This is a genomic window from Hwangdonia lutea (genome assembly GCF_032814565.1).
Classification (GTDB): Bacteria; Bacteroidota; Bacteroidia; order Flavobacteriales; family Flavobacteriaceae; genus Hwangdonia; species Hwangdonia lutea.
In genome coordinates, this window is record NZ_CP136521.1 from 1850858 (window position 1) to 1864206 (window position 13349).

General features: G+C 37.1%; 14 protein-coding genes. 6 read left to right on the forward strand and 8 right to left on the reverse strand.

All coding sequences use genetic code 11. The features are described 5' to 3' along the window. Positions 1 to 46: 46 nt before the first annotated feature. On the forward strand, positions 47 to 706 hold the full coding sequence (locus RNZ46_RS07980; protein ID WP_316984854.1) for an HD domain-containing protein: 660 nt from the start codon (positions 47 to 49) through the stop codon (positions 704 to 706). Between the two features lie 279 nt (positions 707 to 985). After that, on the forward strand, positions 986 to 1528 hold the full coding sequence (locus RNZ46_RS07985) for a CIA30 family protein (RefSeq protein WP_316984855.1): 543 nt from the start codon (positions 986 to 988) through the stop codon (positions 1526 to 1528). Positions 1529 to 1550: 22 nt separating this feature from the next. Here RNZ46_RS07985 and RNZ46_RS07990 read toward each other — a convergent pair whose 3' ends face one another. Further along, complete coding sequence (locus RNZ46_RS07990) at positions 1551 to 2624, reverse strand: PA0069 family radical SAM protein (RefSeq protein ID WP_316984856.1); 1074 nt, start codon at positions 2622 to 2624, stop codon at positions 1551 to 1553. Between the two features lie 202 nt (positions 2625 to 2826). Here RNZ46_RS07990 and RNZ46_RS07995 point away from each other — a divergent pair, with 202 nt between their 5' ends. After that, a complete protein-coding gene (locus RNZ46_RS07995) occupies positions 2827 to 3063 on the forward strand; it encodes a hypothetical protein (protein WP_316984857.1) in 237 nt (78 codons plus the stop codon). Positions 3064 to 3066: 3 nt separating this feature from the next. On the opposite strand, the gene RNZ46_RS08000 is transcribed toward RNZ46_RS07995, so the two are convergent. The 7 genes from RNZ46_RS08000 to RNZ46_RS08030 form a co-directional block, all read right to left on the reverse strand. Continuing rightward, a complete protein-coding gene (locus RNZ46_RS08000) occupies positions 3067 to 3537 on the reverse strand; it encodes a hypothetical protein (protein ID WP_316984858.1) in 471 nt (156 codons plus the stop codon). Next, complete coding sequence (locus RNZ46_RS08005) at positions 3537 to 3800, reverse strand: helix-turn-helix domain-containing protein (protein WP_316984859.1); 264 nt, start codon at positions 3798 to 3800, stop codon at positions 3537 to 3539. The genes RNZ46_RS08000 and RNZ46_RS08005 overlap by 1 nt, the downstream gene beginning before the upstream one ends. A gap of 366 nt (positions 3801 to 4166) precedes the next feature. Beyond that, positions 4167 to 4949, reverse strand: coding sequence for an enoyl-CoA hydratase/isomerase family protein (locus tag RNZ46_RS08010; RefSeq protein ID WP_316984860.1), 783 nt, complete (start codon positions 4947 to 4949; stop codon positions 4167 to 4169). Continuing rightward, complete coding sequence (locus RNZ46_RS08015) at positions 4936 to 6441, reverse strand: sensor histidine kinase (protein ID WP_316984861.1); 1506 nt, start codon at positions 6439 to 6441, stop codon at positions 4936 to 4938. Before RNZ46_RS08015 ends, RNZ46_RS08010 begins: the two co-directional genes overlap by 14 nt. Positions 6442 to 6670: 229 nt before the next feature. Further along, on the reverse strand, positions 6671 to 7231 hold the full coding sequence (locus RNZ46_RS08020) for a CopD family protein (protein ID WP_316984862.1): 561 nt from the start codon (positions 7229 to 7231) through the stop codon (positions 6671 to 6673). A gap of 3 nt (positions 7232 to 7234) precedes the next feature. Next, positions 7235 to 8266 carry a ferrochelatase gene (gene hemH / locus RNZ46_RS08025; protein ID WP_316984863.1) on the reverse strand — a complete coding sequence of 344 codons (1032 nt, stop codon included), beginning with the start codon at positions 8264 to 8266 and terminating at the stop codon, positions 7235 to 7237. Between the two features lie 65 nt (positions 8267 to 8331). Beyond that, positions 8332 to 9231 (reverse strand): helix-turn-helix transcriptional regulator, encoded by a 900-nt coding sequence (locus RNZ46_RS08030; protein ID WP_316984864.1) that lies wholly within the window; start codon positions 9229 to 9231, stop codon positions 8332 to 8334. Between the two features lie 188 nt (positions 9232 to 9419). On the opposite strand from RNZ46_RS08030, the gene hemA reads away from it, so the two are divergent. Genes hemA through hemE form a run of 3 tightly spaced genes read left to right on the forward strand, consistent with a single transcriptional unit; the run spans position 9420 to position 13336 of the window. Continuing rightward, complete coding sequence (gene hemA / locus RNZ46_RS08035) at positions 9420 to 10685, forward strand: glutamyl-tRNA reductase (protein ID WP_316984865.1); 1266 nt, start codon at positions 9420 to 9422, stop codon at positions 10683 to 10685. Next, positions 10678 to 12255: a hydroxymethylbilane synthase gene (gene hemC / locus RNZ46_RS08040; RefSeq protein WP_316984866.1), complete on the forward strand. Its 1578-nt coding sequence runs from the start codon at positions 10678 to 10680 to the stop codon at positions 12253 to 12255. The genes hemA and hemC overlap by 8 nt, the downstream gene beginning before the upstream one ends. A 55-nt stretch (positions 12256 to 12310) precedes the next feature. After that, a complete protein-coding gene (gene hemE / locus RNZ46_RS08045) occupies positions 12311 to 13336 on the forward strand; it encodes a uroporphyrinogen decarboxylase (protein ID WP_316984867.1) in 1026 nt (341 codons plus the stop codon). Positions 13337 to 13349: the final 13 nt, after the last annotated feature.

Below are 13349 nucleotides of genomic sequence, written 5' to 3' on the forward strand. Positions count from 1 at the left end.
ATGACATTATACTTGTTTTTTTAGACAACCTCTATATCTTTACCCCATGTATAATTCCGAAGAACTCATAAACAAAACCAAAACTTTCGTAAAAGAAGCACTCGCTGATGCTGAAGGCGGACACGATTGGTTCCATACTGAGCGTGTTCATAAAAATGCATTGCTCATTTCCAAAAGTGAAAATGTTGATGTGTTTATTGTGCAATTGGCGGCGTTGCTTCACGATATTGCCGATAGTAAATTTAATGATGGCGACGATACCATTGGCCCCAAAATAGCACGTGAGTTTTTGTTTAAACACAACGTAGATTCCGCAATTATCGAACATGTTGTAAACATTATTGAAAATGTATCCTTTAACAAATCGCTTGAAAAAGGACAAAAATTCAAATCGATAGAATTGGAAGTCGTGCAAGACGCCGACCGGCTCGATGCCATTGGTGCCATTGGCATTGCCCGTTGTTTTAATTACGGCGGTTTTAAAAACAGGGCGCTTTATAACCCAGATATTCCACCGAATCTCAATATGAGCAAAGCGGAATATAAAACGTCAAATGCCCCAACCATCAATCATTTTTACGAAAAATTATTGCTGTTAAAAGACCAAATGAATACCCAAACCGGGAGGGAAATCGCCCAAAAAAGGCACGATTACATGCTTGATTTTCTCAATCAGTTCTATGCTGAATGGGAGGGTAAAATTTAAACGGTTAAGTTTCTTTTAAGCTTAAGGTTGTTTATTGTTGGTTTGATATAAATGCTCATCATTTTTGCGCGAATAAGCAATAAAATAGTGTGTTGTTACCTTGAGCGCAGTCGAAAGGTCTTTAAAAGTCTAACACCTTAAAAGGTTTCTACTGAGCCTATGCTGAGCACAGTGGAAATACTCAACCTGATAAAAAAGGTAAATTATAATAATCAGCATATTATATGATTGTTAGGTCGAATTTACCATATCTAATTATTTTACATTAGCTTTAAGCTTATGAAAACAGTATTTATACTTATGGCACTTCTTTCCTCCGCTTCGGGCATTGTTTTTAATTTTGGCACACAACATAACACTGAAAAATGGCGCATTGTTAACGATGGGGTTATGGGTGGCGTATCAACATCAAGTTTAACCGAGAATGATAACGCGATACTTTTTAAGGGAGAAACATCATTGGATAATAATGGTGGTTTTGCTAGTATCCGTACGCTTATTGAAAAAGGTCGTTTAAAAGACTGTAAAACCATGACGATACGCTTTAAAAGCTCGAGCACTCACAGAACGTTTGGGTTGTCGCTTAAAACGTCGCAACGTTACTACATACCTTATCATAAATTTACGTTTACCCCAAAATCAACCGATTGGGAAGAATTAAAAATTAATATTACGGAATTTAAACATTACCGAATTTCAGAAATAATAGGCGAAAACATGCCGTTAGAAGTATTAAAGGAAGTCTTTAATATTGCTTTGATTGTTAGCGACGGTAAAGCTGGAGATTTTAATATCGAAATTGATTATATAAAGTTTGAGTAGCTTATTTAAAACCGAGCCCATTTTAAAACAACTTTAACTGACCATCTTTAAATGATTCATGCAAATCGCAGTTTAGTTTGGGCATCGTTTTGTTTTTAAAATATTTTTTCCGCGCCAAACGAATCAACATATTTATTTGTTCGGCAATTTTACCTTCACCGTGCATGCGTGTCCCGTAACGGCTATCATTTAAATTGCCGCCGTGGCAACTTTCAATTTGGTGCAATACTTTATCGGCGCGATCGGGCATGGTTTTTTTAATCCAATCGGTAAAAATTTCGCCAATAGCGCCATTAAGTCTTACAATGGTGTGCGCGATGCCCAGGGCGCCGTTGTCCGATGCGGCTTTGGCCAGTGGTAAAATTTCGTGGCTGTTTATAGAGGGAATAATGGGTGCCAACATCACGTTAACAGGAATCCCGTTTTCGCTTAAGGTTTTAACCGTTTCCAATCGTTTTTTAATGCTGGCCGTTCTAGGTTCTAAAAGGCGTCGTGTATCTTCATTCAGCGATGTAATCGATAGGTTTACACCAATGAGATTATCGGTAGCCAATGCTTTTAAAATATCCAAATCCCTTAAAATCAAAGCGTTTTTTGTAATAATGGCCACCGGGTGTTTGTATTTTAAAAAAAACTGTAAACACTGTCGGGTAATTTCAAATTGTTTTTCAGCGGGTTGGTAGCAATCGGTATTTCCGGACAATACGATGGGGTGGGCTTTCCAACTTTTCTTTTTAATTAATGCTTCCAATAGTTTTGGCGCGTCCTTTTTTACCATAATCCGGCGCTCAAAATCCAAACCCGCGCTATAACCCCAAAACTCGTGCGAATTTCGGGCGTAGCAGTACACGCAACCGTGTTCGCAACCTTGGTATGGATTCATCGAGTAGGCCATCCCAATATCGGGGCTTTCCACTTTATTCACAATGGTTTTAGGGAACACCTCCAAATACAGCGTTTTGTTTTTGTCGCTGGTTTCACCTTCCTTTTGGCAATACTCCAGAAAGTCGTCGCGTATGTCGTGGCTCAATTCGAAAAAACGATTGGAGACGTTTAGTTGGGCACCACGCCCTTTTATGGTAGATTTTGGATTCATTACAGAAAATATAGCCCCTTAAAATTAGGTATTATTTGTATTGGAAAGTGTTAAAAGTAGGATGGGTTATTAACAAAATTGATGAGTTGAGGTTTAAGTAAAAAAAGAGATAAATATCTGTACATTTTATATTGATTTTGTAGAAATATTCGGCTAGATTTGTTAGTCTACTTTTATGTAATTATATGTATAAAGAAAATTGATGAAAGCTGAAGAACTTTTAAAACAATTTGATAAAATAAACACTAATGGAATGCAACTTTCAAAAAGAAGAGGATTATTAACTTCAACTTGGTTGTTATATCAAAAAAATAATTTTTATTACTTCTTTGATATCATGGATAATATTGTATTCTGCGATGATTACAAATATTCAAAAGATGAATTTCTTGAAGAGTATAAAAATTCATATTTTAAAATAGATTGTGAAATTTCTTAAAAATCACAAATTTATTTGAAATTGAATTCTTTTATTTCTTATAATCTTTTCGAATTCTTCAATAGTTAACATTGCATGCGAAGGAGATTTTTCATTTAAACAAACAAAACAAAATCTAAATCTATCGCCTAATAATTTACCAAAATTGAATTCATTTTCAGTAGCACCAAAAAAGAATCCTTTAGGGTTTTCAGGAAGGTGTTTTTTGGTTGTTTTTAATTCTACAAATAGAATTTCATCTAGATGAGTTTCAATAAAGTCTTTTTCAAATTTTATACCTCTTAATTTAGGAATGTAAACCATATCAAATGATTGCAGATAATTATGAGGAATATTTACTCTATCCAAAAGTTCCTTTTTCATATCTTTATCTATTTTGAAAAATCCTGTTTGTTCTTCAATCAGATAATTTATTCCTTGTTTCTCTGTAACATTATTTGATATTGTCAATTTGAATGAATGTTTTCTTGACATTAATCTTCTGTTTTTAATTTATAGTGTTTAAGTAATTCTGTAGCTTTCTTAAACTTTAGAAGTTCATCAATTGTCAAATTGAACACTTTTGCAAAAACAGCCATATTGGTAAGTGAAATGTTTCTTTCACCTCTTTCTATCATTCCTATGTAAGTCCTGTGAAATCCTGTTTTATAAGAAAGTTGTTCTTGACTCAATTTTTCTTGAGTTCTTAAGTAACGAATTCTTTTGCCAAATTCTTTTAAGAGAAAGTTATTTATCATAATTCGAAACTATACTAATTGTATGTTTCAATCAACCGACAATGTGTATCAATAAACAAAGCTTTTTTATTAGCTTAACAAATGCAATTTCTGTAATTATAGAGTGAAGTAATTTTAATAATAAAAAAGAAAACCGTAAAAGAAATAACTGAATAAGGAATAATAAAAACTTTTTTGCCAAAGAAAACTGAAAACAGAATAAGTCACGTTAGACCACACGCAAGAAATGCAGCAGATACTTTTGAATTACCTGTCGCAGATAAATTAACAGGATTGACTGAATATACGAAACATTGTTTTTGGCTAAACGCAAGTTACGTGAAAGACGAAATATATCTGAAATAAATTAAGCAATAAGGAACAAAACTACTCCCCCACAAACTCCGCCTTCCGCTTCTCTAAAAACGCCGTAGTCCCTTCGGTAAAATCTTGGGTATCAAAACAGTTTCCAAATTCCGAAATTTCAACATCAAAACCGTTGGTACCGTCTTTATAGTTGGCGTTAATGGCTTTAATGGCAGCGCTAATGGCCACCGAGGAGTTTCGTGTAATTTTACCGGCAATTTTTTCGCAAAGCGTCAATAATTCTTCGGGTGCCGTTACGTGGTTTATCAAACCGTAGCTCAGGGCTTGATTGGCGTCAATCATACCTGCGGTCATAATCAGTTCCATGGCGCGCCCTTTGCCTATAAGTTGTGGCAAACGTTGTGTACCGCCATACCCTGGAATAACCCCAAGGGACACTTCGGGCAAGCCCATTTTGGCATTGTTGCTGGCTACCCTAAAATGGCAGGCCATAGCCAATTCCAATCCGCCACCAAGCGCAAAACCGTTAATAGCGGCAATGGTTGGTGTGCCTAGATTTTCGACAAAATCGAACAATAACTCCTGACCTTTTTTGGCGAGTTTCTTGCCTTTTTTAGAATCGAAATGCGCAAATTCCGATATATCGGCGCCCGCCACAAAAGCCTTTTCGCCGCTGCCCGTTACAATAATAACCTTGGTGTTTTTATCGGTATCGGCCTGTTTAAAAGCCTCGTGCAATTCTGTAATCGTGGCTTTGTTTAAAGCGTTTAATTTACTGGGGCGGTTTATGGTAATGGTTGTAATGCCCTTGTTGAATGCGGTTAAAATGTTATTGTAATTCATGGTGTAATGCTTTTGGAAATGTTACTGTAAATGTTGTGCCTTTATCTTTTTTTGATGTAAAAGTGATACTGCCGTTATAGGTTTCCACAATGTTTTTTACCATGGCTAACCCTAAACCCATGCCACTGGTTTTGGTGGTGAATTTGGGCTCGAAAACCTTGGTTTTATTTTCTTCGGAGATGCCTTTGCCGTTATCGGAAACCACAATGTTGATGTGGTCGTTTTGGGAAGTTACCCGAACCACCACGCTGGGGTTCTCACTATCTTCCGGAATGGATTGAATGCCGTTTTTCACCAAATTGGTAACCACCCGAATAAGTTGTGTGCGATCCATTTTGGCAACAATCTCGTCGTCATCGGCTTGAAAATGAATATAATCTTCGTTAAAAATATCTAAGGCCAGCTTAATGATTTTTACCACGTTTAAGGTTTCGTTTTGTTGCGCTGGCATTTTTGCAAAGTTTGAAAATGCCGAGGCAATCGAACTCATGGTATCGATTTGCTGGATTAGGGTTTTGCTGTATTCATCTACTTTTTTATCGATGTTTTCGTCCTGCGGATTAAATTTGCGTTGAAAGTTTTGAACCGTTAAACGCATGGGTGTTAACGGGTTTTTAATTTCGTGTGCCACTTGTTTTGCCATTTCCCTCCACGCTTGTTCGCGCTCGCTTTTTGCCAATTGTACGGCGCTTTCTTCAAGCTCGTCAATCATACTATTGTACGATTTTACGAGGGTTGAAATTTCTTCGCTGGTATCATGAATCACAATTTTTTCGTTGCGCTTTTCCAATCGTGTGGTATTGATTTTATCGCTAATGGTTTTAAGCGATTTGGTAATGTATTTTGAAAGTAAAAAGGCAACCCCAATAGCCATAAGCAACACAAAGGAATAGGCGTAGGCAATACGCTCCAAAAACTCGTTGAGCTCTTTGGTTAAAAAATCGTCGTTCTCTAAATAGGGTATATTTAATATGGCTAAGGGTTTTGATTTTCTATCGTTAATATAAGTGTATAAAGATTGAAAAGTTTCCCCGTTTTCTTTGTGATAATCTACAAACCGATGTTCTGGCGTATTGGTAATACTGTTTATTTCCAGGGTATGCGATAGGTTGTTTAAAATTTCGGCGGCAATACATTTGTCTTTTTCACTGGGTTGAATATTGGCTTTTGATGAGATTAAAAGCGTGCCTTCCAAATCGTATAAATTGATTTGCAATCGGTGTATTTCGGCAATATTCCCAATTTCTTCCTTAAAGATTAATGGGATGTTTTCGGTTTTAACTTCCCAGGTATTTTGACGGCTTTTTAAAACCCTACTGATATGCGTTTTTATATTTTGCTCTTTACGCTCCAAACGCTCTTTGTGGTAGTCTTTTGTTTCTTCGCGATACTGATAAATGGCAACGCCAGCAATTAAAATAGACGCCAATAAAACCAAGAGAATCATGGTTAAAAAAATGCGCGTTCGTAAGGAGAGTTTTTTTAGTTTCATTTAAAATCTAGTCGAGCATAAATATAGCAATAATCGAACCAAAACAGGCTAAGGCTGATTTAAAAAAAACATAACTTTGCTGATAGGCGCGTTAGGGATTGAACGGTTCGACTGCGCTCACCGCAGGCTAAATGTTTGAGCTCGCCGACGCAGGAGGAAGCGAGTAGTGAAAGCCCGACCTGTCACCCTGAGCGCAGTCGAAGGGCAAGGTAACGCCCAAAGAAAAACTTTAAGCTTCGGGATTCTTTTCCCTGATGTTTTTGTAAAGTTTAAATCCGAGCATAATTAATAGACCCAAAACAAAGATGCCGACTACACCAAACACCCAATTTATGGCGCTTTTTAAGATGACTAAAAAGATGACGGCAAACAGGATAAAGGTGGCGCCTTCGTTCCAGATACGCATAAAACTGGATGTTTTTTTTACCACACCGTTCTGTAATTGTTTAAAATATTGATGGGTTTTTAAATGATATAAAATGAGGAGCACCACAAAGGTAAGCTTAACATGCATCCACGGTTGATGCAGTAAAGACGGGTTTAAAACAAATAAGAGGATGCCAAAAAAAGTGGCTAATATAGCCGATGGCCAGGTGATGATATGCCACAGCCGTTTTGCCATAATTTTAAGCTGTGCGCCTAAAATATCCTTATCTGGTGCGGGTTTGTGGTAGGCTTCTATTTGATATACAAACAAGCGCGGAATGTAAAATAAACCGGCAAACCAGGTGATTATAAAAATAATATGAAAGGCTTTTATATACTGGTAATAGTCTAAAAAATCATCCATAAATTATACGGTTTCAAGCTTTTTGTCTGCCCATGCGTTTATCCAACCAGACAATAAATCAACAAACTCTTGGTCGTCGTTTAAACACGGAATTGTAGTGAAATTTTCACCGCCCATTTCATGGAAAATCTCTTGACCTTCCATGGCAATTTCCTCTAAGGTTTCTAAACAATCGCTAACAAATGCTGGTGTAACGATGGCCATATTTTTAATGCCTTTTTTGCCTAAACGCTCAATGGTTCTGTCGGTATACGGTAACAGCCATGGGTCGAATCCTAAACGCGATTGAAAGGATGTGGAATAGCTGTTTTCTTTTAGCTGTAGTTTTTCGGCAACCAGTCGGGTAACTTCCAAACATTGGTGTCTGTAACAAAATTCGTGGGCTTTACTTGGGGTTACGCAACAGCTTTTGTCTATTTTGCAATGCGAGTTTGTAATATCGCTTTTTCGAATATGACGTTCGGGTACACCGTGATACGAAAACAACAAGTGCTCGTAATCAATACCTTTTAAATGGTTTTTTATGGAGTTTGAAAGCACCTCGATATAATCGGGTTTGTTGTAAAATGCAGGTACCGATTCAATGGAAATTTGCGGGAAATATTGCTGACGAAGTTCTTCGGCCAAAACCGTAATGGTTTCAGTTGTTGCCATGGCAAACTGCGGATATAACGGAAAAAGCAATACTTCGGTAACGCCTTTGTCAACCAATTCCTGAAGCCCTTTTTTAATGGTTAAACTACCGTAGCGCATGGCTAATGCCACAGGCATCGTGGTTTGCTTTTGAATTTTTTTCTGTAATCGCTCAGAGATTACAATAAGCGGAGAGCCTTCTTTCCACCATATTTTTTTATAAGCCGCCGCCGATTGTTTGGGGCGTGTTTTTAAAATAATGCCTTTTACCAAAGCGGTACGGGCAATGAGCGGAATATCGATAACACGCTCGTCCATTAAAAATTCGCCTAAATACTTTTTTACATCTTTTGGGGTTGGACTGTCTGGAGATCCAAGGTTTACTAGTAATATTCCTTTCATTTACATTTTATTTTTTTATAATCCTGCAAGCCCCGATACTTCGGGATTAAAACTTTGCGGGACTTTTATGCCTGAGACATTAAATATTTTTTTGGTGTTGTGCCGTATTTCTTTTTAAAAGCAGCAATAAAATGGCTTGATGTACTGTAACCCACTTTATGGCCAACTTCGGTAACATTGTGGTCGCCGGTTTCCAATAGTTTTCTGGCGAATTCCATTTTGTAATCAAATAAAAAGCTAAAAACCGAATCGCCATAAATTTGCTTAAAGCCTTCTTTTAGTTTTTTAAGGTTCAATCCTATTTCATCAGAAAGTTCCTGTAAAGTTGGGGGCTCTGCCATTCTGGAAATAATAATATCTTTGGCTTTTCGTATTTTTATAACGTTGGTTTCATCCACTAAAAACGGACATTGCTCAATATCGGCGTCTTCACTTCTATTAAAATACAAACTTAACAATTCAAAAGCTTTTCCTTTAAAATAAAGGCTTTTTATAGACTGATTGAGATTAAAACTTATTAATTGGTTTAATACAATGGCCATGGATGGCGAAATAACGCCGTCTTTATAGTATTTTTTATCTCGGTTATCTTCATTTAAAAATGAAATATAATCGGCTTCTTGAGAGAACAAACCGTGAAATTTTTTAATTGAAATCATTAAAGATACCATCCACGAATTAGGATTCACCTCTAAATTGATGGGTAAATCGCGTTGCGGATTGTAAAGCAACAACGAGTTTTCTTCTTGAATATTTAAAGCATATCGGCCTTCGTTAAAAAGAAATTTACTCAACCCCTTAACGCAAAAATGAAATTGGATGTAGTCGCAATCTATAGCACGGGTTACTTTTTCAACAAAGTTGTTATCGTTTTTATAGGTGAAAACTAAAAAGCCCTCGTCTACTTGAGTCTCATTAAAAGAACTTTCAGCGATATTTTTTTTTGCAATTTCTTGGCTATTCATTCTACTTTATTTAGATTCATTCTAAACTAATAGGTCAAAACCCATTGATTTCACTACAAAAATATGACATTTATCATATATTGTTCAAAAAAAAGCTTAAAAAACCACAAACGATACTAAAAGTTCTTTTAGCGTTGTTTTTATTCTAATCATAAATATACATTTGCTAAGGAATTTACAAAACACTAATGCAAAAATATAATATATCAAGAAGTAACTACTTTTATGCTATTGGTTTAAGTTACAAAAAAGCCGATGCTGAAATTAGAGGGCACTTTAGCTTAGATGAAGATGCTAAATTAGCATTGATGAACCAAGCTAAAGCCAATGATATTGAGAGTTTGATAGTAACTTCAACATGCAATCGGACCGAAATTTACGGTTTTGCACAGCATCCTTTTCAGTTGATTCAGTTGCTTTGCGATAACACGAGGGGGACGGTTGACGAGTTTCAAAAAGTAGCGTACGTTTATAAAAACAAAGATGCCATTGCGCACATGTTTCGTGTGGGCTCGGGTTTAGACAGCCAGATTTTAGGCGATTTCGAAATTATTAGTCAGCTTAAAAAAAGCGCTAAACTATCCAGAAAATTTGGGTTGTTCAATCCGTTTTCCGAGCGTTTGGTAAATGCCGTTATTCAAGCGAGCAAGCGTATTAAAACCGAAACGAATATTTCGTCGGGAGCTACATCGGTATCATTTGCCTCGGTGCAGTATATTCTAAACAACATTGAAAACGTATCCAATAAAAACATCCTGCTTTTTGGTACCGGAAAAATAGGCAGAAACACTTGCGAGAATTTGGTTAAACACACCAAAAATGAACAAATTACTTTAATAAACAGAACGAAGGATAAGGCCGAAAAAATTGCTGGAAAATTTAATTTGGTGGTTAAGGATTATGCCAATTTACAGGAAGAAATTAATTCTTCGGGGATATTGATTGTCGCAACCGGTGCGCAGCGCCCAACGATTGATAAACACTTGATTAATACCAACAAACCGCTTTTAATTTTAGATTTGTCCATTCCTAAAAACGTGGATGAAAACGTAACTGAATTGGAAAACGTGTCGTTGGTGCATTTAGATCACTTATCAAAATTAACAGATCAAACTTTAGAGGAAAGAAAAAAGCACATTCCTTTGGCAGTAGCGATTATTGAAGAGGTTAATTCCGAATTTAACGATTGGTTGGAAACCAGAAAATTTGCGCCAACCATTAAAGCTTTAAAGCACAAGTTAAACGATTTTAAAACCGCTGAGTTGGATACACAGCGTAAAAAACTGTCAGACTTTAACGAAAAGCAAGCTGAAATAATTAGTAATAATATCATTCAAAAAATTACCAATCATTTTGCGCATCATTTAAAAGATGACAACATTTCTACCGACGAGAGTCTCGACCTTATTAAAAAAGTATTTCAGCTAGAAGAATCTACAAAAACAAATGTCTAAAATCATAAAAATTGGTACGCGCGATAGTGAGTTAGCACTATGGCAAGCTAAAACCGTACAACAACTACTCGAAAATTTAGGTCATAAAACAGAATTAGTGCCTGTAAAATCTACAGGCGATTTGGTTTTAGACCGACCCTTGTATCAATTAGGCATTACGGGTATTTTTACGAGAACCCTGGATATTACTATGTTGAATAACGACATCGATATCGCCGTTCACTCTTCAAAAGACGTACCTACCTTGTTGCCAAAAGGCATCGTGCAAGCCGGCGTAATAAAACGCGGAAACGTTAACGATACACTGGTTTTTAAAAATAACGAAGAGTTTTTAAGCGCCAAGGATGCCACCATTGCAACCGGTAGTTTACGCCGAAAAGCACAATGGTTAAACAGATACCCAACCCATACCATTGCAGACATTCGTGGTAATGTGAATTCCCGACTGCAAAAACTTAAGGATAACGAGGATTGGAACGGCACTATTTTCGCAGCAGCAGGTATTGGGCGTATTGGCGTAAGACCCGAAGAAGCCATTAATTTAGATTGGATGGTTCCTGCGCCGGCACAGGGCGCTATAATGATTACGGCTTTGGAGGACGACGAAGAAGTTAGAGCCATTTGCAGAGAACTTAATCACGAGGAAACTGAAATTTGCATCAATATTGAACGTGAATTTTTAAATAGACTCGAGGGCGGTTGTACAGCACCCATTGGCGCACTCGCTTATATAAAAAACGAAGAAGTGCATTTTAAAGGTGTTTTGCTTAGTGAAGATGGCACTAAAAGAATCGATGTAACTCGTGTTAAAAAACTGGGGGAACACCAAGACATGGCTAAGTTTTGTGCCGATTTTGTTATTGAGCGTGGTGGCAAACGATTAATGGACACCATTAAAAATTCCACAAAAAAAGCCAACGTGTATTCCACAAAATCGCTTACCGAAAGCCAGCGTCTTTTGTTTCACCAAAAAGTAAAGGCTGAAAGTATCGATTTTATAAAAATAAGCTTAAACCGAATTCACCCAAGGTTTCTAAAGCATGAAATTGAAAATGTAATCATTACGAGTAAAAATGCGGTTGAATCGTTAATTACCAACTATTCAGCAGCCGAATTGCAGTTTAAAAACATCTATTGTGTGGGCAGGCGCACCAAACGTTTGGTAGAACAGAAAATTGGTAAAGTAACACATTCCGAAAAAAACGCTAAAGCCTTAGCCGAATATTTAGTTGAATATATGGATGGAACCGAAGTTACTTATTTTTGTAGTGATTTAAGGTTAGACGATTTGCCTACTATTTTAGAAGAAAACCATATAAAAGTAAACGAAGTTGAAGCTTACCAAACCAAATACGATGGTGTAAAAGTTAACGATTCTATTGAAGGCGTTATGTTTTACAGCCCGTCTACGGTGCAGAGTTTTGTTAAAATAAACAACGCTGAGGTCATCGCATTTTGCATTGGCGAAAGCACAGCAAAAGAAGCAAAAAAACACTTTAACGATGTTAGGGTTGCCAAAGTACCAACAGTGGAAAGTGTGATTGAGTTGGTTAATGAGCATTATGTTTAAAATTTAATTATCAGACCTGTCAGGTTTAAAAAACCTGACAGGTCTTTTTAAGACTATGATAAAAAACGATTTATTTTTAAGAGCATTAAAAGGAGAAACTGTTGATCGCCCACCCGTTTGGATGATGCGTCAAGCAGGTCGGTATTTACCAGAATTTATGGCCATCAAAGAGAAATACGATTTCTTTACAAGATGCCGAACGCCAGAACTCGCCAGCGAAATTACGGTACAACCCATTCGCCGTTACGGTATGGATGCCGCCATTTTATTTAGCGACATTTTGGTTATTCCGCAGGCCATGAATATCGAGGTGCAAATGAAACCTAATTTTGGGCCGTATTTGCCCAATCCGGTGCGTACCCAAAAGGATGTCGATAATGTTATTGTGCCTGATGTTACGGTAGAATTGGACTATGTGTATCAAGCCATAAAAGCCACGAAGGAATTATTGAATAACGATATTCCCTTAATCGGTTTTGCAGGCTCACCCTGGACCATTTTGTGCTATTGCGTGCAAGGTCAAGGCAGTAAAAATTTCGATAAAGCCAAAGAATTCTGTTTTACAAACCCAATAGCGGCACATCAATTATTGCAAAAAATAACCGATACCACCATTGCATATTTAAAAGAAAAAGTAAAAGCGGGTGTAAATGCGGTTCAGGTTTTCGATTCTTGGGGTGGCATGCTATCGCCAACCGATTATCAAGAATTTTCGTGGCAATATATCAATCAAATCATTGAAGCTTTAAAAGACGATGCGCCAGTTATCGCCTTTGGTAAAGGCTGTTGGTTCGCCCTTGGCGATATGGCAAAATCCAACGCCTCCGCCTTAGGTATCGATTGGACCTGCTCGCCACAAAACGCCCGTTATTTAACAGGCGGTAACATAACGCTTCAAGGCAATTTCGACCCAACGCGACTATTTTCCCCGCCGTCGGAAATTAAAAAAAAGGTGCATCAAATGATTAACGAATTTGGCAAAGACAAATACATTGTAAACTTGGGTCATGGCATTTTACCAAACATCCCATTAGATCATGCCAAGGCGTTTATAGATGCCGTTAAGGAATACGGAAATTAAAATACTTTGGGCG

Excerpts from the sequence above, each read along its gene's own strand:
- RNZ46_RS07980 (WP_316984854.1), top strand. The coding sequence starts at position 47 with ATGTATAATTCCGAAGAACTCATAAACAAAACCAAAACTTTCGTAAAA.
- RNZ46_RS07985 (WP_316984855.1), top strand. The coding sequence starts at position 986 with ATGAAAACAGTATTTATACTTATGGCACTTCTTTCCTCCGCTTCGGGC.
- RNZ46_RS07990 (WP_316984856.1), bottom strand. The coding sequence starts at position 2,624 with ATGAATCCAAAATCTACCATAAAAGGGCGTGGTGCCCAACTAAACGTC.
- RNZ46_RS07995 (WP_316984857.1), top strand. The coding sequence starts at position 2,827 with ATGAAAGCTGAAGAACTTTTAAAACAATTTGATAAAATAAACACTAAT.
- RNZ46_RS08000 (WP_316984858.1), bottom strand. The coding sequence starts at position 3,537 with ATGTCAAGAAAACATTCATTCAAATTGACAATATCAAATAATGTTACA.
- RNZ46_RS08005 (WP_316984859.1), bottom strand. The coding sequence starts at position 3,800 with ATGATAAATAACTTTCTCTTAAAAGAATTTGGCAAAAGAATTCGTTAC.
- RNZ46_RS08010 (WP_316984860.1), bottom strand. The coding sequence starts at position 4,949 with ATGAATTACAATAACATTTTAACCGCATTCAACAAGGGCATTACAACC.
- RNZ46_RS08015 (WP_316984861.1), bottom strand. The coding sequence starts at position 6,441 with ATGAAACTAAAAAAACTCTCCTTACGAACGCGCATTTTTTTAACCATG.
- RNZ46_RS08020 (WP_316984862.1), bottom strand. The coding sequence starts at position 7,231 with ATGGATGATTTTTTAGACTATTACCAGTATATAAAAGCCTTTCATATT.
- hemH (WP_316984863.1), bottom strand. The coding sequence starts at position 8,266 with ATGAAAGGAATATTACTAGTAAACCTTGGATCTCCAGACAGTCCAACC.
- RNZ46_RS08030 (WP_316984864.1), bottom strand. The coding sequence starts at position 9,231 with ATGAATAGCCAAGAAATTGCAAAAAAAAATATCGCTGAAAGTTCTTTT.
- hemA (WP_316984865.1), top strand. The coding sequence starts at position 9,420 with ATGCAAAAATATAATATATCAAGAAGTAACTACTTTTATGCTATTGGT.
- hemC (WP_316984866.1), top strand. The coding sequence starts at position 10,678 with ATGTCTAAAATCATAAAAATTGGTACGCGCGATAGTGAGTTAGCACTA.
- hemE (WP_316984867.1), top strand. The coding sequence starts at position 12,311 with ATGATAAAAAACGATTTATTTTTAAGAGCATTAAAAGGAGAAACTGTT.